The sequence below is a fragment of the Empedobacter sp. UBA6305 genome (assembly GCF_002440405.1).
Classification (GTDB): Bacteria; Bacteroidota; Bacteroidia; order Flavobacteriales; family Weeksellaceae; genus Empedobacter; species Empedobacter falsenii_B.
Window position 1 is genome coordinate 139031 of sequence record NZ_DJTP01000041.1, and the last position, 22221, is coordinate 161251.

The window sequence follows — 22221 nt, forward strand, 5'->3', positions numbered from 1 at the left end:
TTAATCCAAAGAATTCAAGAAAGTAGTTAACTTATCTTTGTCTTCTTTTTTCAGTTTATCATATTTGTTATTGATTTCTAAAACACTTTTTCTTATTGCATCAATTGTTCCCGAAAGAGCAACACTTCCGCTTTGATAAATGTACATATCGCACACTTGTCCTGCGTAATTGTAAACCAAATTTCCTAAATCTTTATCTGTAAAAGTCGGAATTTTAGCTTTCAAATTTTTGCAATGTTCTGGTGCAACTTTCATGAAATCTTGAATGTCTGGATTGTCGATTGCCAAATCGATTTTGCTAATATCTGTCGTTTTGTAAGCAGATGTATAAGGATCATAATATTCGGCTAAACTAACTTCTGTTGCAGCAACAGCAGAATCTACTGCTACAGCCGCTTCATCATAATCTGTTGAAACTTCTGTTAATTTAAACTTTTTAGCATCATCGAAATACGTTTTGAAAAGGTTATTTAATTCTTTTACTTCGCTTTTGTTTGCTAATTTATTCTTTTTGAATTGTTTTACCAATTGATTTGTAGAACCTTGCGCAGTTGCCAAAGCTTTAGAACGCTCTATATCAGGATTTCCATCATAATCACTATCATTATAAATCAAGCTATAATTTAATGAAGCAACAGTTCCAAAAAGACTATTTACGTTATCACTTTCTGATGTTTGATAATTGTAATAATTAATAATAGGATCCTCGTAACGATTGTCTGGTGAATAAGCTACTGCTTCGGCTGCATAAGCCGTATCTACAGACGACATCATGTTATCGTATTCTTGTTTCTTTTTTGCCAATTCGTTAGTAAAACTTTCGATTTCTTTTTTCTCATCAAAAGTTACTTTTACGTTAGAATTTGCAATATTTTGAATCGTTAATCCATTAAAATCTCCTGCGTCATATCTAATTAAAAGCCCTTTCAATTTTGTTTGAGGAAACATAATCGCAACGTTATTAATTGCATTTTTTTCATCAACACATAATGTAGAAGATTTTGTTTCGAAATCTGTTTTAGATGTTAATTCGTATTCATTACACTTATATCCATTGATCGTTGTAGATGAATTTAGATTTTTAACTGAAATAAATTTCTCGAACAAGTTATCTGAATAAGGTTTTAAACTATCATCCGATATACCTTCGTAATAATAAGGGGCTTTTATCGATAATTGATTTTCTAATGAATTGGCATATACTTCGAAAAACTTGCTGTTGTTGATAAAGAAAGCATCTTTATTAAAGCTTCCTGAAGTATAAGGACCTCCTTCCGAAGTTCCTAAAACAGCGTCTTTAGAAATATAGGTTACAAAAAATAAATCTTTTTGACCATCTAAATAAGTCTGATATTCTTCTGGTAAATTGATTTTATACGATACTTTTTTGTCAAAAGAATATGTTTTTTCCTGCCCAAAGGCTGTTAAAGAACAAAGCGTAAGTATAGAATAAAATAACGTTTTCATAGTATTTTGATTGTGTTGAAATTATTAATAATCTGTCAATTCAGTTTCAGGATTTTGCTCTAATGCAGAAGCTAATTGCTCGTCGTTAGGCGCTTTTCCGTGCCAAGAGTGGCTTCCCATCATGTAATCAACTCCATTACCCATTTCTGTGTGTAATAAAATTGAAACTGGTTTTCCGTTTCCTGTTAATGTTTTAGCTTCTTCTAAAATAGCAATTACTTTTTCTAAGTTATTTCCATCTTTTTCTTCTAAAACAATCCATCCAAAAGCTTCTAATTTAGCTTTCAAATCTCCTAATGGTAAAACGTGGTCTGTATCACCATCAATTTGACGACCATTGTAGTCAATCGTTGCAATTACATTATCCACTTTTTTACCAGCAGCATACATAAAAGCTTCCCAGACTTGACCTTCTTGTAATTCACCGTCACCATGTAATGTGTAAACTAATTTATCGTCGTTGTTTAATTTTTTTGCTTGAGCAGCACCTAAAGCAACTGATAAACCTTGTCCTAAAGATCCAGAAGCGATACGAATTCCAGGTAAACCTTCGTGTGTTGTTGGGTGACCTTGTAAACGAGAATCTAATTTTCTGAATGTAGCTAATTCGCTAACAGGGAAGAATCCTGAACGAGCTAATGTGCTGTAGAAAACTGGTGAAATGTGACCGTTTGATAAGAAGAATAAATCTTCTCCTTTTCCGTCCATAGAGAAGTCTGTAGAGTAAGTCATGATTTTACCGTATAATGCAGCAAAATATTCTGCACAACCTAATGATCCACCTGGGTGTCCACTATTTACGGCATGTACCATTCTCAAAATATCTCTCCTTGTTTGTTGTACTTGTGTTTGAAGTTCTTGAAGTGTCATTGTTTGTTTATAAAAATTTGAACAAAAATAATTCTTTTTTGTAGGGCAAAAAAATCGTAGAACATAAATCACTACAATTGGGGAGAATAATCGGTAATAATAGCTAACCTACTTATGAGACTATAAAAACCAGCGCTGAAGTTTATAAAGAAGAAGCTTGAAGTTAGTTAATAAGAAGGCAAGAGTTTTACAACGTTTATTTATCTTTTTGTAATCTTCTAATTGTAAAGGGTACAGAGAGATGTTTTTTAATAAAAAAGACGAAGCAAAACTTCGTCTTTTTTATTTATTCTTCTTCCACATGCCATTCGCCACGATGAGGTATCAAAGCGTCACGGACTTGTATCATTTCAGATTCTACCACCACCAAATAAGCAACTGCATATTCTGGTTCAACCTCTACAAATTCAGAAAATGTACTTTGTAACTTTTCTTTTTCTGCATATTGTTTCAAGTGAATTGCATGATGTTTTGCAGTTGGTATAGCATCGGGACCATAAAAATCCCAGATTAATTTTAATTTCTTTTCCATTTTTAATTTAATTCTTTTTGACGATTAGAGCTTACCAACCATAAACCGATGAAGGTTAATAAACCATTTAAAATGATTAATTCAACACCAATTTTGTAATCGGTAAAATTAATCACTAATTCGTTGATGATATAGGTGAAAATAGGCGCTAAAATCGCAACTGTAATAATTGAATATTTTTTGTAAATGTTACGTTTCGTTAAAATACCGAAAGCAAACAATCCTAATAACGGTCCGTATGTATAACCTGCAATTTCCATCACAAGATAAACAATTGATTTGTTGTTAATCGTTTTAAAAACCATAATCAAGATAAAGAAAACTACCGTGAAAATTAAGTGAACACGAATACGAATCTTTTTCTTTTCTTTTTCTGATTTTTCTTTGTCTTCGTTGATGTTTAATAAATCGACACAATATGAACTTGTAACCGCCGTTAAAGCTCCGTCGGCAGAAGGAAATAAAGCAGAAATTAATCCGATAATAAAAATTACAGAAATAATCATTGGGAAATGATGTCCTAAAAGCGAAAGCGCAGGAAACATATCATCACCCATAATATTTTGTCCGCCTTGTTCCATAAAGAAACCATCAGCAGTATAAAAACCACCTTCACTCATTGCGTATAAATAAAGCAATCCACCCAAAAATAGGAATGCTAAATTAACAATCAATAATGTTCCAGCAAACGTCAACATATTCTTTTTTGAGTTTTGAAGATTATCAACAGAAATATTTTTTTGCATCATTTCTTGGTCAAGACCAGTCATCGCAATTGTGATAAACATTCCGCCCAAAATTGTTTTTAAGAAATAAGTTTTCGAATTTGGATCAAGATTAATGAAATGGGTATAGTTTTTGGCTTGCATCCTATCGTAAGCTTCACCAACAGATAAATTAAGATGCGAAAGGATAAACCAAATACAAGCAATCAAGCTAATGATCATAAATGATGTTTGCAAGGTGTCGGTTACGACAATTGTTTTTACTCCACCTTCGAACGTGTATAATAATATCATCAATAATAAGACAAATGTTGTTGCCCAAAATGGTACGCCTAAATTGTCTAATAAAAATATTTGTAACACATTTACAACTAAATATAAACGTGCTGTTGCGCCAATTCCACGAGAAATAATAAAGAAAACCGATCCCATTTTATGTGCTTCAACATTGAAACGTTTTCCTAAATAGGTGTAAATTGAGGTTAGATTCATTCGGTAATAGAGTGGAAGTAATACCCCCGCGACGATAAAATAACCAAGAAAAAATCCGATAACCATCATATAATACTCGAATCCTCCGTAAATATATTCGGAACCAGTTAATTTTCCGACCGTACCCGGAACCGAAATAAAAGTAACGCCACTAAGGCTTGTCCCAATCATTCCGAAAGCCACCAACCACCATTTACTTTTTTTGTTTCCGTTAAAAAAAGATTGATTGTCAGAATTTCGACTGGTGAAGTAAGAGATCACTAAAAGTCCTACAAAGTATACGATAACACAAAGTAGTAAAATTGTTGAGTTCATAATTTATTTAGTAAATAAGCCCAAATTTAATATTTTTGAGTGAATGATGATAGATTAATTTTCCGAAGATAAAATTGTAAATTTGTTGTCTATAATTTTTTGAACGAATGAATTACCCAAGCAAGGTTTTAGAGCGAGCTGTAGAAGAGATGTCAAATTTGCCAGGAATAGGAAAGAGAACAGCTTTGCGACTTGTTTTACATATGTTAAATCGTCCCAAATCTCAAACGACGGCTTTGTCCGAAGCGCTTTCTCATTTGGTAGATGATGTTAAATATTGTCAACATTGTCATACAATTTCTGATGATGAGGTTTGTGATATTTGCAATAATCCATTGCGAGAAGAAACGATAATTTGTGTAGTGGAAGATGTGCGTGATGTGATGGCGATTGAAAATACAGGACAATTTAAAGGACAATATCACGTTTTAGGAGGAAAGATTTCTCCAATGGAAGGTATTGGACCTGGTCAATTGAATATTCAAACGTTGGTTAATCGTGTTCAAAATGAAAATGTGAAGGAAATAATTTTTGCTTTAAGTTCGACAATGGAAGGAGATACAACAGTTTTCTATTTGTACCGACAATTAAAGAATGCCGAAATTATTTTTTCTACTATTGCGCGAGGTCTTGGTGTAGGAGATGAATTAGAATATGCGGACGAAGCGACGTTGGTTCGTTCTATACAACATCGAATCCCGTATTCCGAAAATAAATTTTAAAATGAAATTATCGATAATTATTGTTAGTTATAATGCACCAAAACATTTAGAGCTTTGTCTTGATTCGTGTCAGGAGGCTTTAAAAAATGTAGATGGCGAAATAATTGTAATTGATAATAATTCATCGGAAATTGATTTTACATTCCTAAAAAAAACTTTTCCTACTGTAAACTTTTTACTTCAAAAAGAGAATCTTGGTTTTGCAAAAGCGAATAATATTGGGGTTGAGAATGCTTTGGGAGAATATATCCTAATTCTTAATCCAGATACAATTATTCCAGAGAATTTATTCGAATCTTTGATTGAATTTCATCAGTCAAAAGAAAAAATAGGTTTTGTGGGAGTACGAATGGTAGATACAAACGGAAATTTTCATCCAGAATCTAAACGAAATATTCCGACAGCTAAAAATTCATTTTCTAAGTTGTATAGTCGATTTAATCATTCAAAGAAAAATAATTATTACAAATTAGAAGTTGATGAATTTGAAATTGCTCCTTGTGAAATTTTAGTAGGCGCTTTTATGTTTACCACGAAGAAAATCTATCAGGAAATTGGAGGATTTGATCCACGTTATTTTATGTATGGAGAAGATATAGATTTGTCTTTTAGTACAGAATTAGTGGGTTATAGAAATTATTATAAAGGAGATATAACGGTTTTACATTACAAAGGAGAAAGTACGAAAAAGGATAAAAAATATTATAAACATTTTTTTGAAGCAATGATGATTTTCTTGGCGAAATATTATCAAAAAAATTGGTTGCATTATCAATTTTTACGTTCGGGAATTTTGATTAAATATTTAATTCAATTATTTAAATTTTCTTTACATTCATCTAATAACATTTCTAAAATAGAAGTAAATGCAGAAGATTTATTTTGGATAAATAAGAAATCAGATTTCAAATCTTTATCAAATAATCATATTGCAATTGATACAAGTTTGTTTACTTATCAAGAGATTTTATCAATCATTTCTGAAAATAACTCTTCTTTACGTTCATTTTATATTCGTCCTAAAAATAAAAATTATGTAATAGGCGATGATAAACAGATTATAAATCTATAAAAACAAAAAAAGCTGAATCTTAATGACCAGCTTTTACAGTATCTTTTTTCTCAATTTTCGGAGTTTCTGCCGTTTTTGTAGAATCTTTCACTTCTTCGTGTTTTTCTTCAACAGCTTCCTCATGTTTTCCGTGACCTTCGTGAGCAGCTTCAGATTTGTGGTGCATTTCTTCTGCAGTAGCTGGTTCGTGAACAACTGGAAGAACTCCGTGATTTACACTTGCTTTAGAGTTACAAGAAGTAGCGAATGCTGCAACAGCTACTAAAAGAATTAATTTTTTCATGTCTTACAAAATTTATTGTATGGATATATTATTATAATTGTTTTGACAAAATTAGTTAAAAACATTGAGTTCAACTAACTGATTTATTTCAATTGTGCAATTTTCTGAATTCCACCTTTTGTTTTATCTCCAACCTTTACATTGATCTCTGTATCAAGTGGTAAAAAGATATCAACACGCGATCCGAACTTGATAAAACCATATTCTTTACCGGCAACGGCGTCGTCATTCTCTTTACTATAACAAACAATTCTTCGCGCAACTGCACCTGCAATTTGTCTGAAAAGAACTTTTGTATGATCTGCATTTTCTACAACAACAGTTGTTCTTTCATTTAATTCTGATGATTTTGGATGAAACGCAACCAAAAATTTTCCTGGATGATATTTCGAATAAATTACTTTTCCATTCACCGGATAACGCGTTACATGTACATTAAGAGGTGTCATGAAGATTGATAATTGAATACATTTTTGATTCAAAAATTCGCTTTCAAATACTTCTTCTAATACAACAACTTTTCCATCAACTGGTGCGATTACGCAGTTTTCTGACGAATCTGATTCACGAATTGGATTTCTAAAAAACCAAACGATAAATCCGTAAAGTATCCATAATGGTAAGGCAAAATAAAAGCCATAAACAGGAAAAAAGTAATGTAATACTCCTGTAGCGATTGCAAATAAAATTAAGCAACCTATCAAAATTGCTGTTCCTTCTCTGTGAAGTTTCATAAAGTATATACTAGTAAATAATATAAATAAACAAATGGTACGACAAATATAAAACTATCTAATCGATCTAAAAAACCACCATGTCCTGGAATAAGGTTAGAGCTGTCTTTTACATTGAAAAATCGTTTTAATTTAGATTCTGTCAAATCTCCTAATGGACCTAATGCAGCAACGATTAAACCAATAATCATCCAATTTCCGTGCAAGTTTTCTCCAAAATATTTCTGAATTAAGAATCCAGCTAATAAAGTAAAAACTATTCCTCCAAAAAATCCTTCCCAGGTTTTTGCTCCCGAAATTTTAGGTGCTAATTTATGTTTTCCAATTAAGTTTCCTGTTAAATAGGCAAATGTATCACTACACCAAAGTAATAAGAAAACAAAAAATACTTCGTAATGCATCACTTTTTCGCCTAAATTATAATCAAAACTTGGTAAAGTTAAGGCTAAGGCAAATGGTGCGATAACGTATGTTAAGCCTAAAGTAGCTTTTCCAAAATCGTTCAATAATTCATTCGTTGATTTGAAAATAATATAAATACTAAAAACAAATAAAACTGGAATGATGAAGTACAAACTTCTTAAATGAAAATAGTAATGATTCGAAGTTTCGAAAGCTTCTAAAAATTCTTTACCATAATAGCCAAAAACAACTAAGGCAGCTAAAAGTGCTCCTAATTGATAAAGTTTATTGGTAAGATTAGTGATTTTAAAAAATTCGTACAAACAAAAAAGTCCAAAAACCATCATCAAAACAATCAAACCTTTTGGGTTTATCGTTGTCCCGAAAAATATAATAAGTGCGTAAATAAGTCCAGAGAAAGCTCTAATTGCTAAATTTTTCATAGCTAATCTTCAACCAATAACAAATAAATATTCTTCGCATTGTCTACGTTCGGAAATTTGTGCATATTTTTTCCACGAATCGAAGTTATTTTAGATGGAAGGTTGTCTTTTTTTAATGTTCGTAATTTCTGTAATGCCACGCTCACATTTTCCACTAATTGTGACGGGCGTGCATAGATAATAAAATTTGACGGAAAATCAGCAATATTTCTACCATAAGTTTGATGTGCCGATAACATAATACTTCCATCAAAAGCAATCAGAAATTCGCAACTAAGAAAACTAAGTGTATAAAGAGAATCGCATGGATTTTCGACAAAAGGAATATTGACTGAATTAAGAACCTGTTGTAAATTCGGATCAGGACAAATTAATTCGGTCACATTTTCGTAATTGACAATTTCTTTCAGATTTTGAGAAGCCTCTTCTATATTATCACAAAATAAAAAATGTCCACCACCTACATTAAAGTTTGTAGCAAAGACTTCATCCATAGAAATCTTTTGGTCAGCATAATTTGGATGAAACAAATCAATGTGATTATCATCTGAATTCTCTGCTGATTTTTTAGTAGCTTTTTTAAGTAGGTTTTTAATTGCTTTCCACATGAAAACTCATGATTTTATATGAAATTAATCAATTACAGCCTAAAGGTAATAATTTTTAACAATATAATAAGAAGTAAAAAAAAAATCGTCCGATTTGGACGATTTTTTCTATTATTTTGAATGAATTTGATTAAATATCATTTCCAGCTTTTGGTTGAATCACTTGTTCTGGACCAGCTTCTATAGCTTCTTCTTGTTTTTCTTTGATTTGATCCAATTCGCTTACAAATTTTCTTGGTCCGAAAATTTCTTCCAAATCTTCTCTAAAGATTACTTCTTTCTCAATTAATTTTTGAGCCAAAACATCTAATTGATTGCGATGTTCACGTAAAATATCTTTTGCTCTATCATATTGAGCTTCGATCATTGTTTTTACCTCTTTATCAATTACCTGAGCAGTTTGTTCTGAATAAGGCTTGCTGAAACCATATTCATTTTGTCCAGATGAATCGTAATAAGAAACATTACCAACTTCTTTGTTCAATCCGTAAATACTTACCATTGCAGAAGCTTGTTTTGTTACTTTTTCCAAATCACTTAATGCACCTGTAGAAATGTTATTGAAAACAACTTCCTCAGCAGCACGACCACCCATTGTCATACACATTTCGTCTAACAATTGTTCTGTCGTTGTAATTTGTCTTTCTTCTGGCAAATACCAAGCAGCTCCTAACGAACGTCCACGAGGAACAATAGTTACTTTAACCAATGGTGCAGCGTGTTCTGTTAACCAACCAATTGTAGCGTGACCAGCTTCGTGATAAGCGATACGTTTTTTCTCAGAAGGTTTAATTACTTTACTTTTCTTCTCTAATCCACCAATAATACGGTCAACAGCATCTAAAAAATCTTGTTTTTCTACAACTTCTTTGTTTTTACGAGCAGCAACTAAAGCCGCTTCATTACAAACATTGAAAATATCTGCACCAGAGAAACCTGGTGTTTGTTTTGCTAAAAATTCGATTTCAACATCTTCACCTAATTTTAATGGACGTAAGTGAACCGCGAAGATTTCTTTACGCTCGTTTAATTCAGGTAATTCAACGTGAATAATACGGTCAAAACGACCTGGACGCATCAATGCTTTATCCAATACATCAGCACGGTTTGTTGCAGCAATCACAATTACGTTAGATTCTGTTCCGAAACCATCCATTTCTGTTAATAATTGGTTTAATGTATTTTCGCGTTCGTCATTAGAACCTGTAAAGTTAGATTTTCCACGCGCACGACCAATTGCATCAATCTCATCAATAAAGATAATTGAAGGAGATTTTTCTTTTGCATTTTTGAATAAGTCACGTACACGAGATGCACCAACTCCCACAAACATTTCTACGAAATCTGATCCTGATAATGAGAAGAAAGGCACTTTCGCTTCTCCAGCAACAGCTTTTGCTAATAAGGTTTTACCTGTACCCGGAGGTCCTACTAATAAGGCTCCTTTTGGGATACGTCCACCTAATTTTGTGAATTTTTCTGGGTGTTTCAAGAATTCAACGATTTCTTCGATTTCTTCTTTTGCACCTTCTAAACCTGCAACATCTTTGAAAGTTGTTTTGATATGATCATCACCTTCAAATAATTTCGCTTTCGATTTTCCGACAGAGAAAATTCCTCCGCCACCTCCAGCAGATCCGCCTCCACCCATTCGTCTGAATAGTAAGAAGTAAATTAATCCGAAGAAAATCAATGAAATGAAAAGATTCATAAACAAACTTCCAAAACCATTTGAAATTTGTGTGTTAAGTACGGCAGTTTTATTCGGACTCTTTTCTACGTTAGCATAAAAATCTTTTTCAAAATTTCCTGCATCAGCAACATTGAAAATAAAGTTTGGAGCACCTGTAGCAAAAGGATTTAAAGTTTCGTTTGATTTTTTAAACTTTTTAAATTCTTCAGTATTCAGAGCTGCGTCCGTTAAATATACACTTACACGTCCTGATTCTTTTTCTAGATTGGCTTCTTTTACGTAACCTTTTTCTACATAAGAAAGGAAAGTCGTACGGTCTATGTTTTTAGTAGTTCCGCCGGCACCTCCAATATTATCAGAAAATAATAGAAAGGCAATCAGCAATAATCCAATAATGGCATATATCCATGTAGGATTAAACCCCGAAGGTTTAAAATTATTTTTTTTCAATTTTTTTTGGTTTCAGTTATGATTAATATTCCATTTCGATACGCGTCTCTACGGCATCACCCCAAAGACTTTCGATATCGTAATATTCTCTGTATTCTTTTTGGAAAATATGGACAATAACATTAGTGTAGTCCAACAAAACCCATTGATTATTTTGCGTTCCTTCTACATGAAAAGGTCTTTCTGACATTTCTGTTTTTACAGTTCTTTCAATCGAACCAGCTAAAGCACTAACTTGTGTATTCGAGTTTCCGGTACAAATAACGAAGTATTGACAAAATGCATTTTCAATTTCGCGTAAATCTAGAATTGTAATTTCTTCTCCTTTAACATTTGTAATTCCGTCAACAATGCTATCTAGCAAGTCTTTTGTATATTGAGTATCTATCATCTTTTATTTTGTAATTCGCAAATTTAGTGAATCCTTATTAAAGTTTAAACTTTTTAAAATAACTTTAACCACTCTATAAAAATAGTAAAAAAAATGTATTTAATTAGTTTTGATTCTTTGCCTAATACGAATGAGTTCTTGGTGGATTTGTCCAAAAAAGATGCCAATAGTTGGACTGTCATACATGCTAAAAATCAAACAAAAGGAAAAGGTTACGCAGGAAATGAGTGGAAAGTTGTCGCTGGAGAAAATTTAACCTTTAGTTTTTTGTTGAAAACAGATTATAGTTTTCAAGAATTAATTTATTTTAACGAATGGATTTCGAATGTTATTTGTCTATTTTTAAAACAATTTCATCCAAAATCTAACGTAAAATGGCCAAATGATATTATTTTAAATGATAAAAAGGTTTGCGGAATTTTAATTGAGAATCATCGTTCTAATGGAATAATGAATTCTGTAATTGGAATTGGAATTAATGTCAATCAAGCTGATTTTAATCACTTACCAAAAGCAACATCTATTCGAAAAGTAACTGACAAAGAATATGACATCGAGGAAATTTTGGCAGATTTAATGCATCATTTCGAAAATGAATATCCAATTTTAGAACAGAAAAATTTCGAACAAATTCATCAAACTTATTTAGATAATCTATTTAGAAAAGATGAAATCTCACATTTTAGATTGGATGGAGTAGAAGTAGACGGAATTATTAAAGATGTAAATGAAGCAGGAAATTTACTAATTGAAATCAATCAAGAATTGCGAGAATTTAAGCACAAAGAGATTGAACTTCTTTTTTAATCCTACATAAATGGTTATTTTTGTTTTATGGAAGAATTTGTAGTTTTAGTTGATCAGGACGATCAAAAATTAGGATTGATGGAGAAGCAACAGGCTCATGTAGCTGGTTTGTTGCATCGTGCATTTTCTGTTTTTGTATTCAATTCCAAAGGAGAATTGATGATTCAGCAACGAGCTGCGAGCAAATACCATTCGCCAACGTTGTGGACAAACACATGTTGTAGTCATCCGCGCGATAATGAAACATACGAACAAGCGGCGCACAGACGTTTGGAAGAGGAAATGGGATTTGATTGCGAATTAGAATATAAATTTAATTTCATTTACAAAGCACATTTAGAAAATGATTTGATTGAGCATGAATTAGACCATGTTTTTATCGGAACATTTGATAACGAACCAAAGCTAAATCCTGATGAAGTGATGGCTTATCGTTGGGTAGAGTTGGATGATTTGAAAAAAGATATGGAAAAAAATCCTCAGAATTATACAGCGTGGTTCAAAATAATTTTTGAACATTACGTTTCGTATATCGAAGAATAAAAATTTATACAGATGAAGGTTACTGTCAACAGAAAAGCACATTTTAACGCTGCGCACCGATTGTTTAACAAGAATTGGAGCGATGAACAGAATTTTGAAGTTTTCGGAAAATGTTCTTACCCAAATTATCACGGACACAATTATGAAATTATCGTGGCGGTGAAAGGTGAAGTTGATCCAGAAACTGGTTTTGTGATGAATTTGGACGAATTACGAAAAATTATTGCGATTGAAGTTGAAGATTATTTGGATCATAAAAATCTGAATGTTGATATTGAAGAATTTAAAACTATCAATCCAACTGCCGAAAATATTGTGATTTTGATTTGGAATAAAATTAGAGCAAAATTAGCGACTGATTTAGAATTGAAAGTAACCTTATACGAAACTCCACGTAATTTTGTAGAATACGCAGGCGAATGAAATTAGGCGATCACATTCCAACTTTTTCGTTGGAGGATAACAAAGGAAATTGGTTTAATTCGGACGAATTTTTATACAAAAAATATTTTGTTTTATTCTTTTATCCGATGGATTTTACGCCAATGTGTACAAAAGAAGTATGTCAATTTCGTGATGTAAATGCAGATTTCAATGCTTTAGACGCTGTGATTGTCGGAATAAATGGACAATCAACTTCTTCTCACGAGAAGTTTTATACAAAACATCAATTAAACTTTCCGTTGCTTTCTGATAAAGGAGCAAAGTTGTCGAAGTTGTTGGGAATCAAAAAGAAATTTGGCTTAATCACACCGCGAGAAACTTTTGTATTCAATAAACAAGGAAAATTAATTAAACACATTGTTTCAAATGTAGCCGAAACGCACATTGAAGAAGCAATGCAAGCAATAAAAAAAGACCAAGGAAATTAGTTTTCTTGGTCTTTTTGTTTGTATAACATTTTTCTTATGACAACTCGATAAATAAAAAAGATAACCGTTCCAATTGCCGAATAAACCAACATTGTTTGCACATCGCTTTTATCGAACAAATATTTTAGTCCAAATAACACGAAAAAGAAAATGATACTATAAATGATATTTTGTTTCATGTGGTAAAAGTAGGGATTAATTTATTTGTTATAAAGATTCTATGAATCATTCTGAATTTGTTTCAGAGTTTCATTTTAAAACTTCACCTCACCAACCTTAATTAATTTCTTAGAAGTTGCCAATTGATTTGGATTTGTTCCTGGTTCGTCTTGCGGAACTTTTTTTCCTTTTTTACGATAGAAATCTATCCAAAAATCATCAATAATTCCAGTTTCTTTGTTTTTGAAATTCATGGGAATCAATTCAAAAATAGTATCATCACGAAAAGCTCTTTCCACAAAATCTGAACAATATAATTCGTCATCATTCAAAATGTATAACCAATTATAAGGTTTTCCGAGCATTGTTTTAGCTTTTTCAATTGCATGAGGAATTGTATATTGATATTCATTTTTGAGACGATAAATGACAATTTTATTATTCTTTTCGGTTTGAGAAATGTAAAAATGATGAATTTCCTCTCGTTGCGATCCGCCCATTGGAGCAGCATGTAGAACAAAAATAGAATCATCAGTTTTTTCGATTAAACCAACATGATCAAAATTGGTTTCGTCATTTATTTTTGTCACTCTATTTATCGCGCCCGAAAGTTCTTCTGTTTGCGCACCAACAAAAATCAAATCTCCATTTTGGATATTTTGTAATGAAATTGAATGTTTTTCTTTTAATATTTTTGCTTTTGTACAACTATTCATTGTCAATGTAAATAGAAGTAAAAAGATAGGAAATAAAACGAATATTTTTTTCATTCGGAATGAATTATTACTTTTAATCTACGAATTAACCAAAAAGATGGATTTTAAAAAAATTTTGACCATATCAATTGTCGTTTTATTGATTTTAGTTGGTGCTGCAATTATTATTGGAAGCAACAAAGATCGACGCGTTTTCTTTATTGAGAGCTTTAATAAACCAATTGAAAATGTTATTAATTCTCGTTTGGATACAGATTATTCGTACGAAATTGTAAAAGTAAAAGGTAAAACAAACGATACCATTTTGATTATTCCTTGCGAAGGTTGTCAACCATTGAAATTATCAGGAAAAATAAACGAAAAGTTTATGAACAAATTTGGTAAAGGAAAATCGGTTATGCGTTTCGAGCCGTATAAAGCGACGGAAGGGAATTTAAAAATTATTCATAAAATTAGATAATCTTCTATTAAAGAAATTTTCCTAACAATTAATTCCTTATTTTTGGGAGAATTATAAACTTATCAAAGCAAACAAACAATGAAAGTAACTGCATTAAACCAAAAGCACAAAGATTTAGGTGCGAAAATGGTTCCTTTTGCTGGATATGAAATGCCAGTGCAATACGCAGGTGTTAACCAAGAACATTTTGCTGTTCGAGAAAAAGTTGGCGTTTTTGATGTTTCTCACATGGGACAATTTTTTGTAAAAGGAGAAAAAGCAACAGACTTATTACAACACTTATTGACGAATGATGTAACGAAAGTTACTATTGGTCAAGCTCAATATAATGCAATGCCAAACGAAAAAGGAGGAATTGTAGATGATTTAATCATTTATAAAATCTCTGATGATGAGTGGATGGCAGTTGTAAATGCATCTAACATCGATAAAGATTGGGAATGGATGAACAAACACAATACGTTTGGTGCAGAATTAACAAACAAATCTGATGAGATGTCTTTGTTAGCAATCCAAGGACCAAAAGCAATTGAAGCGATGCAAGCATTGACAGATGTTAATTTAGCTGAAATTCCGTTCTATCATTTCGCAATTGGTACGTTTGCAGGTATGGAAAATGTGATTATTTCTGCAACTGGTTATACTGGTTCAGGAGGTTTCGAGATTTATTTCGCGAATGAGCAAGCAAACGAAATGTGGGACAAAGTAATGGAAGCTGGAAAATCTTTCGATATTGAGCCTTGCGGTTTAGCTTCTCGTGATACGTTGCGTTTAGAGAAAGGTTACTGTTTATACGGAAATGATATCAACGATGACACAACTCCATTAGAAGCTGGTCTTGCTTGGGTAACGAAATTGGATACAAACTTTATTTCTTCTGATATTTTGAAAGCTCAAAAAGAAGCTGGAGTTGAGAAGAAATTAGTTGGTTTCAAAATGATCGAAAGAGGAATTCCTCGCCACGATTATAAAGTTGTAGATGACAACGAGAATACAATCGGTATTGTGACTTCAGGAACGCAGTCTCCAATGTTGAAACAAGGAATTGGTTTAGCATATGTTCATACAGATTTTGCTAAAGTTGGAACAACAATTAGAATTCAAATTCGTGATAAAAATGTATTAGCAGAAGTTGTAAAAACTCCTTTTGTTTAAAACAATATAAAGTCAAAATACAAAAAAGCTTTCGAGGATTTCGAAAGCTTTTTTTATGAATTCATATTAATTGATACATTTATTGATGTCTTTTTTAGATAAAATTAATAAAATAGATTATTAACTACGAATATTATAAAATTGTTAATATTTCTTAAAAAAAACATAACTTAGATTTGCTTAAATATGATATATGTTATATTTTTGAGATAATAATATTACTGATCAGTAATACAATTAACACTAATTATGATTTTAAGACCTCTATTAGAGGTCTTTTTTATTTTTTAAAACTTTTGAGAATCAGCACTTGGTCCATAACTCGAAGGTAAATCTATTCCAAGTAAGCGATAAAAAACTCCCAATTGAGCGCGGTGATGTGTAATTTGATTTAAAGCATGACGAATTGCTTCATATTTTGTAAAATCTGCAAAAACAGTTTCTCCTTCTGTAACTTGCCATCTTTTTGATAAATGATCTTCGTTCACATTCTCTAACGCCGCTTTTCCTAATTCATAATCATCATCCAATTTTTGTTGTAAATCTTCAATAGAGGTAAATTTTGTCGGTTTGTAATCCCCTGCTGCAAAATCTAATTTATCAGTTGTTAAGATCAAAGCTGGCCAAGCAAATATTTCAACCACATGATTTGTTAAAGTTGTAATATCCATACTTTTTTCATGAGGTTTGTATGTCGTTTTATCCTCAGGAAATCTTGCAATAAATTCTTTGGTAATTTGATACTCGTTTTGCAATTCTTTTGCTAATAATTCTACTATTTTCATGTTGTTTTGATTTGTAGTTAAAAGGTACAAATTTTTGAAATAATTCATAAAAAAACTGCTTTACAATTTAGTAAAACAGTTTATATTTTTAGATATCGTCTGTGTATAAATCAATAATTGGACGAGGCTTTTTTCGCTTGATTTGAGTTAGCCAATAGACAAAAATTCCTATTCCATTTCCAAAAATAATAATCGTAATCCAGACCAAACGATCATCACTTTTTATCAAATTTGGATTCTTTAAAGCATGCACAATAAAGTAAACAAAAGAAATCACACCAGTGAAAAAACTCATCAATACCAAAAAGATAAAAATGATAAGATTTCCTAATAAGGCACTCAATAGTGATTTAGAACTTCCTAAATGTCCTAGCTGCGCATCGAGCGTGCTAAACATCGAATAAAAAATTCCAAAATAACTTAACAAGCCAAGTATAAATAAAGTGATAGGAACAATTGCCAAAGTAGCTTGTAACTTTGGATTGTTCAAAAGAGACGTTAAATCTCTGTCAATTAGTAGATTTTTCATCATTCGAAAAATAATCTTTTATTTTTTTTGCTTTAGATTTTCCTATACAATCGGTTAATTCTAACAAAGATGCATTTTTTATTCGTTCGACCGATTTAAATTTTGTTAATAATTCTTTAATTGTTTGCGGACCGACACCTTCTATTTCTTCCAAAACCGAATTATAAGCGTTTTTACTTCGACGATTTCGGTGACGCGTAATTCCAAATCGATGCGATTCATCTCGCACATGTTGAAGCACTTTTAAGGTTTCAGAATTTTTGTCCAAATATAACGGATAAGGATCGTCTGGATAATAAATTTCTTCCAAACGTTTCGCAATTCCAATCACGGAAACTTTTCCACGTAACCCTAAACGATCAATCGATTTTAGAGCAGAACTTAATTGTCCTTTTCCACCATCAATCAAAATTAATTGAGGCAAAGATTCTCCTTCAGCCAAAACTCTTGAATATCGTCTTTCAATCACTTCTTCCATAGTTGCAAAATCATTTGGCCCTTCTACAGTTTTAACATTGAAAATGCGATAATCTTTCTTACTTGGTTTTCCATTTTTGAACACTACACAAGCCGAAACTGGATTCGTTCCTTGAATGTTAGAGTTATCAAAACCTTCGATATGTCGAGGTTCTACAGGCAAACGCAAATCAACTTTCATCTGATTCATGATACGATTTGTATGACGATCAGGATCGACGATTTTAGTTTGTTTGAGCTGTTCTAAACGATAAATCCGTGTGTTTTTTAACGATAAATCGACAATATGTTTTTTATCGCCAATTTTTGGAACTGTAATTTTTCTGAACGGAATTTCTAAACTCAATTCGAACGGGACATAAATTTCTTTCGAAGTTAAATTAAATCGATCTGAAAAATCAATAATTGCACGTTCCAATAAATCTTCGTCTGTTTCATCCAATTTCTTTTTCCATTCTTCTGTATGCGACTGTATAATTGCACCGTGATAAATTTTCATGAAATTGACATAGGCATATTCTTCGTCCGACGTAATCGAAAAAACATCAACATTGGTAATCGTAGGCGAAACAATTGTAGAACGAGATTGATAATTCTGCAACGCTTCAATTTTTTCTTTAATCATTTGCGCTTTTTCAAACTTCAAATCCGATGCATATTTTGTCATTTGATTGACCAAATATTGTTTTGCTTCATTAAATTCTCCTTTGATAATATTACGAATTGCCGAAATTTGCTCGTTGTATTCTTCTTCGGTTTGATAAGCTTCACAAGGTCCAAGACAATTACCAATATGATATTCCAAACAAACTTTAAATTTGTGATTTTCAATATTTTTCTCGCTCAAATCATACGAACATGTTCTTAGTTGATACAATTCTTTGATCAAACCTAACAAAACTTTCATCGCTTTTCCGTTAGAATATGGTCCAAAATATTCCGAACCATCTTTGATTACATTGCGAGTCGAAAAAATTCGTGGAAATCGTTCATTTTTGATGCAAATCCAAGGATAGGTTTTGTCATCTCTTAACAGGATATTATATCGTGGTTGATGCTCTTTAATCAAATTATTTTCCAACAACAACGCGTCATATTCAGAATTTACGTTGATTGTTTCGATGTTATCAATATTACTCACCAAAACACGCAAACGTTTCGAATCGTGTTGTTTATTGAAATACGAATTCACGCGACGTTTCAAGTTTTTCGCTTTACCAATGTATAACAAATCTCCTCTTTTGTTATAATACTGATAAACACCAGGCGTTTCGGGTAAACTCGCTAATTTTAACTTTACATTTTCATTCATCAAAATACCTCTACAACATTTATTTTTTGCTGCTCATCATCAATATAAATCAAGATTTTGGTTTGAATATTATAACCTAAATTTCTAAAAAAATCGGCATATCTATTCACTTGAAAATGATGATCTAAATCGGGTTGACCAGTTTTATAATCGATAATCGAACAATTATTTTCTGCATCAATTACTACACGATCTGCTCTGAAAATTTGTCCATTTTCATCAATAAAATCGCGTTCATTCAAAACCGTTAAACCTTCAGCAAAATATGGAACTAATTTAGCATCTTGTAATAAATTTTGCAAGGTTATTTGCAGATGTTCTACATTTTCGACTGAAATTGTACCACGCTGTTTTTCACTTTCGATGATTTTTGGTAAATCATTTTGTGTAACAATTTGCGATAAAATGTTATGAACTGTATTTCCAAATTCGGTGAATTTTAACTTTTCTTGCGCTTTTTCTGAATTGGTGTTAATCACTAAACGCGTATTCCAATCCGAAGAATAAATTTTTAACTCAGCTGAAGAGTTTTCTATGATTTTAGGGGTTGAAATTCGTTCTGGAGAACCTTTCAAAATAACTTCATCCTCAGAAAAACCTTTACTGAAAACAAATTCGTGCAAGTAGTTTGCAATATTTTTTGATTTCGAAGATTCTTTTGGTTTTAGCGCAATCATATACAATTGCTCTTTTGCGCGCGTTGTTGCAACATAAAGTGTATTAATTTCATCCAATTGAACCAAATTCTCTTCTTCGTCAATCTTCGATTTTATCGCTTCATTTTTGATTGATTTTAATTCATTATTAATTCCAACATAAAATGTTTCGAACGGATTTTCCTCATCTTTTTGTAATGGAATCCAAATTTTAGAATTCTTACTTTGCCAATCCAAAAATGGCAAAATTACAACTGGAAATTCTAATCCTTTTGACTTGTGGATCGTCATAATCTGAATTGCATCGACACCTTTTGGTGTTTTGATACTCGCTTTATCTTTGATTGTTGACCAAAACTCAAGAAATGAATTAAGATCAGATTCGTTTTTTGATGAATATTCTAAAATAACATCCAAAAAGCTCAAAATATAAGCTGGTGAACGCTCTTGTAAATGTAAAGTTCGAATCGCTTTTTCGGTGAAATCGTATAATGAAAGGTTTTGATCTTGAATAAAATCTAAATCAATTCCAAGTGATTTGGTTAATTTTAAAAACTTTGGCAAATCACCTTTTAAGGCTTTTTCAACTGCGATTGTTAAATCATCTGTTTTGAATAATTCTAATTCATAAGCCACCATCAAAAAACGAATTTTTGATTGTTCGTCTTGTGGATTTGATGTGATTTTGAACAAATATTCAATCAATTGAATTTCGAAAGAATTTTTTAACAATAAAGCTTCATTTGAAATCACAACCAAGTTATTTTCGGTCAAATATTTCGCTAACAAAATCCCTTGCGCATTACTACGAACCAAAATCGCAATATCTTTTAATGAAAAACCATTTGCTCGACAATCTTCAATTGTTTTAAGAACTAATTCTAAATTTTGTTCTTTAAATAAATCTTTCGAACGACCTTCTTGCTCAATGAAATTTATTTTGACAAAACCATCTTTTTGATGATTAGTTAATTGTTTATTTCCAATCTCGTACAAATATTGAAAACTCGGCAAATTGAGTTGTGGCGCGATAAACGAATACAATTCATTGTTAAATTGAATAATATTTTCGTGACTTCGCCAGTTTTTTTCTAATTCTTCAACTTTAATATTTTCTTCCTCTTTTCGATCGATTAAATCAATCATTTGTGCAGGATTTCCACCTCGCCAACGATAAATAGACTGTTTTGCATCGCCAACCAACATAATCGTGTCAGATTGCGCACGCGCATTTTCGACCAACGGATTCAGATTATTCCATTGTAACGTCGATGTATCCTGAAATTCATCAATAAAATAATGATTGTAGCGCGAACCAATTCGTTCGTAAATAAAATTGGCTGGCTGTTGTTGCAGATTTTTACTGATAATGGTATTAAATTCGTTAATCAATAAAACATTTGAATCTTTTTTGATCGAATCCAATGATTTTTCAACTTCATTAATCAACGAAATTGAGGATATATTTTTTTGAATTGAGGTTAACAAAAGTAAGTGATCATTGATGTTCGCAGCTTTTTCGAACAAATCTTTCACTTGAGGAAAAATAGATTCTGCTATTACATCTTTCACTTTCGAAAGATAACCTTCTTCCAAAATATCTTTTGTATTCGCATCGGTTGGTAAAATCAAACCAAAACCATCAAAGTTTTTTAATTTCTGGAAAAAAGCAGCAATTCCTCGACTTTTTCCTGGTAATTCATTTACCGAAATTCCATTGTTTGCAAGCAATTCGAAAAACTCATTTCCGATTGTAATCAAACCATCTTTCAAAGTTTTTATATCATCAAAAATAACTTTTCGGTAACGAATAAATTCGTCTAACGAAATGTTTTTTAATTTTTCTAAATCTTGTAAATGTCTATCATTAGAAATGTCCGAAGTGTCTGAAGAAAGCGTTTTTCGAATATCCCACGATTTATTTGCGTCCATATTATCCAACGCAATTTTGATCATTGTTTGCGTTAGTTTTTCGTCTTCCCCAATTTTTGAATACAACAAATCAACAGATTCATTAATGATTTCATTCGTATTCATTTCGACATCAAAATTCATTGATAAACCCAAATCTTGTGCAAAAGATTTCATCAATCGAAGATTAAATTTATCAATCGTAGAAATCGAAAATTTGGAATAATTATGAAGAATCGCAATCAGAATATTGTATGCTTTTGTCTTAATGATTTCAGGCTTCAAATTCAGTTCTGAAGCTAATTCTAGAATATAGCCATCTTCTTTTGGATTAGGGTTTTTGGCAATTTCTTCTAAAGTTTCGATGATACGTTCCTTCATTTCGCCGGCCGCTTTATTGGTAAATGTAATGGCTAAAATATGCTCGAAATGATAATCGCTTTCATTCGTCAATAACAACGAAAGAAATTCCTTTACCAATGTGTAAGTTTTACCTGCTCCAGCGGAAGCATTGTAAATTTTGAAATCGCCTACTTGTAACAAATTCTTAATTTTTAGGAAAGTTAAACAATCTTCTCAAAAATAGAAAATCAGAATGCCAAAACATGACGTACTAAAAAAGGAAACCTGAACGAGTTTC

Annotated in this window: 24 protein-coding genes; 8 read left to right on the forward strand and 16 right to left on the reverse strand. The window is 31.7% G+C overall.

What is annotated here, in order from left to right; translation table 11 throughout:
- The 4 genes from B3M86_RS10280 to B3M86_RS10295 all read right to left on the reverse strand — a co-directional run bounded on the left by B3M86_RS10280 (position 1) and on the right by B3M86_RS10295 (position 4401).
- Positions 1 to 1467: a hypothetical protein gene (locus tag B3M86_RS10280; protein ID WP_219033689.1), complete on the reverse strand. Its 1467-nt coding sequence runs from the start codon at positions 1465 to 1467 to the stop codon at positions 1 to 3.
- Between the two features lie 24 nt (positions 1468 to 1491).
- Complete coding sequence (locus B3M86_RS10285) at positions 1492 to 2337, reverse strand: transketolase (RefSeq protein ID WP_125350518.1); 846 nt, start codon at positions 2335 to 2337, stop codon at positions 1492 to 1494.
- 286 nt (positions 2338 to 2623) lie between these two features.
- Positions 2624 to 2869, reverse strand: a complete 246-nt coding sequence (locus B3M86_RS10290; protein ID WP_125350517.1) for a hypothetical protein — start codon at positions 2867 to 2869, stop codon at positions 2624 to 2626.
- A 2-nt stretch (positions 2870 to 2871) separates the two neighbouring features.
- Positions 2872 to 4401, reverse strand: coding sequence for a sodium:solute symporter (locus B3M86_RS10295; protein ID WP_291047114.1), 1530 nt, complete (start codon positions 4399 to 4401; stop codon positions 2872 to 2874).
- Positions 4402 to 4508: 107 nt separating this feature from the next.
- Between B3M86_RS10295 and recR the strand changes: the two genes are divergently transcribed.
- The gene (recR, locus tag B3M86_RS10300; protein WP_291075813.1) at positions 4509 to 5123 is read left to right on the forward strand and encodes a recombination mediator RecR; all 615 of its coding nucleotides are present in this window, start codon (positions 4509 to 4511) and stop codon (positions 5121 to 5123) included.
- Between the two features lies 1 nt (position 5124).
- Positions 5125 to 6195, forward strand: a complete 1071-nt coding sequence (locus B3M86_RS10305; RefSeq protein ID WP_038331808.1) for a glycosyltransferase family 2 protein — start codon at positions 5125 to 5127, stop codon at positions 6193 to 6195.
- A gap of 19 nt (positions 6196 to 6214) precedes the next feature.
- On the opposite strand, the gene B3M86_RS10310 is transcribed toward B3M86_RS10305, so the two are convergent.
- The 6 genes from B3M86_RS10310 to rsfS form a co-directional block, all read right to left on the reverse strand.
- A complete protein-coding gene (locus tag B3M86_RS10310) occupies positions 6215 to 6478 on the reverse strand; it encodes a hypothetical protein (protein ID WP_038331810.1) in 264 nt (87 codons plus the stop codon).
- Between the two features lie 83 nt (positions 6479 to 6561).
- A complete protein-coding gene (locus B3M86_RS10315) occupies positions 6562 to 7212 on the reverse strand; it encodes a phosphatidylserine decarboxylase family protein (protein ID WP_038331813.1) in 651 nt (216 codons plus the stop codon).
- Positions 7209 to 8057: a phosphatidate cytidylyltransferase gene (locus B3M86_RS10320; protein ID WP_038331816.1), complete on the reverse strand. Its 849-nt coding sequence runs from the start codon at positions 8055 to 8057 to the stop codon at positions 7209 to 7211. The genes B3M86_RS10315 and B3M86_RS10320 overlap by 4 nt, the downstream gene beginning before the upstream one ends.
- A 2-nt stretch (positions 8058 to 8059) precedes the next feature.
- Entirely contained in the window at positions 8060 to 8665 is a 606-nt protein-coding gene (locus tag B3M86_RS10325) for a hypothetical protein (protein ID WP_291075809.1), read from the reverse strand.
- A gap of 130 nt (positions 8666 to 8795) precedes the next feature.
- The gene (gene ftsH, locus B3M86_RS10330) at positions 8796 to 10808 is read right to left on the reverse strand and encodes an ATP-dependent zinc metalloprotease FtsH (RefSeq protein ID WP_286494727.1); all 2013 of its coding nucleotides are present in this window, start codon (positions 10806 to 10808) and stop codon (positions 8796 to 8798) included.
- Positions 10809 to 10830: 22 nt separating this feature from the next.
- Entirely contained in the window at positions 10831 to 11199 is a 369-nt protein-coding gene (rsfS, locus tag B3M86_RS10335; protein ID WP_038331822.1) for a ribosome silencing factor, read from the reverse strand.
- A gap of 93 nt (positions 11200 to 11292) precedes the next feature.
- Here rsfS and B3M86_RS10340 point away from each other — a divergent pair, with 93 nt between their 5' ends.
- From B3M86_RS10340 to B3M86_RS10355, 4 genes are read left to right on the forward strand one after another with little or no spacing between them, the layout of a single operon-like run.
- Positions 11293 to 12006, forward strand: coding sequence for a biotin--[acetyl-CoA-carboxylase] ligase (locus B3M86_RS10340; RefSeq protein WP_291075807.1), 714 nt, complete (start codon positions 11293 to 11295; stop codon positions 12004 to 12006).
- Positions 12007 to 12033: 27 nt separating this feature from the next.
- A complete protein-coding gene (idi, locus tag B3M86_RS10345; RefSeq protein WP_291066851.1) occupies positions 12034 to 12549 on the forward strand; it encodes an isopentenyl-diphosphate Delta-isomerase in 516 nt (171 codons plus the stop codon).
- Positions 12550 to 12561: 12 nt separating this feature from the next.
- Positions 12562 to 12972 (forward strand): 6-pyruvoyl trahydropterin synthase family protein, encoded by a 411-nt coding sequence (locus B3M86_RS10350; protein WP_125350508.1) that lies wholly within the window; start codon positions 12562 to 12564, stop codon positions 12970 to 12972.
- Positions 12969 to 13421, forward strand: a complete 453-nt coding sequence (locus B3M86_RS10355; protein WP_219033681.1) for a peroxiredoxin — start codon at positions 12969 to 12971, stop codon at positions 13419 to 13421. Before B3M86_RS10350 ends, B3M86_RS10355 begins: the two co-directional genes overlap by 4 nt.
- Here B3M86_RS10355 and B3M86_RS10360 read toward each other — a convergent pair.
- Positions 13418 to 13600: a hypothetical protein gene (locus B3M86_RS10360; protein ID WP_219033680.1), complete on the reverse strand. Its 183-nt coding sequence runs from the start codon at positions 13598 to 13600 to the stop codon at positions 13418 to 13420. The genes B3M86_RS10355 and B3M86_RS10360 overlap by 4 nt on opposite strands.
- Positions 13601 to 13675: 75 nt before the next feature.
- Positions 13676 to 14350 (reverse strand): YiiX/YebB-like N1pC/P60 family cysteine hydrolase, encoded by a 675-nt coding sequence (locus B3M86_RS10365; protein ID WP_257467987.1) that lies wholly within the window; start codon positions 14348 to 14350, stop codon positions 13676 to 13678.
- Positions 14351 to 14393: 43 nt separating this feature from the next.
- On the opposite strand from B3M86_RS10365, the gene B3M86_RS10370 reads away from it, so the two are divergent.
- Complete coding sequence (locus B3M86_RS10370) at positions 14394 to 14756, forward strand: hypothetical protein (protein ID WP_219033679.1); 363 nt, start codon at positions 14394 to 14396, stop codon at positions 14754 to 14756.
- 78 nt (positions 14757 to 14834) lie between these two features.
- Positions 14835 to 15911 carry a glycine cleavage system aminomethyltransferase GcvT gene (gene gcvT / locus B3M86_RS10375; protein WP_291047111.1) on the forward strand — a complete coding sequence of 359 codons (1077 nt, stop codon included), beginning with the start codon at positions 14835 to 14837 and terminating at the stop codon, positions 15909 to 15911.
- A 287-nt stretch (positions 15912 to 16198) separates the two neighbouring features.
- Here the strand turns inward: gcvT and B3M86_RS10380 are convergent, their stop codons facing one another.
- The 4 genes from B3M86_RS10380 to B3M86_RS10395 all read right to left on the reverse strand — a co-directional run bounded on the left by B3M86_RS10380 (position 16199) and on the right by B3M86_RS10395 (position 22124).
- Positions 16199 to 16696 carry a DinB family protein gene (locus B3M86_RS10380; protein ID WP_125348619.1) on the reverse strand — a complete coding sequence of 166 codons (498 nt, stop codon included), beginning with the start codon at positions 16694 to 16696 and terminating at the stop codon, positions 16199 to 16201.
- An 88-nt stretch (positions 16697 to 16784) separates the two neighbouring features.
- A complete protein-coding gene (locus B3M86_RS10385; protein ID WP_257467985.1) occupies positions 16785 to 17225 on the reverse strand; it encodes a hypothetical protein in 441 nt (146 codons plus the stop codon).
- Positions 17206 to 19014, reverse strand: a complete 1809-nt coding sequence (gene uvrC / locus B3M86_RS10390) for an excinuclease ABC subunit UvrC (RefSeq protein ID WP_291047110.1) — start codon at positions 19012 to 19014, stop codon at positions 17206 to 17208. The genes B3M86_RS10385 and uvrC overlap by 20 nt, the downstream gene beginning before the upstream one ends.
- The gene (locus B3M86_RS10395; protein WP_291075804.1) at positions 19014 to 22124 is read right to left on the reverse strand and encodes a UvrD-helicase domain-containing protein; all 3111 of its coding nucleotides are present in this window, start codon (positions 22122 to 22124) and stop codon (positions 19014 to 19016) included. The genes uvrC and B3M86_RS10395 overlap by 1 nt, the downstream gene beginning before the upstream one ends.
- Positions 22125 to 22221: the final 97 nt, after the last annotated feature.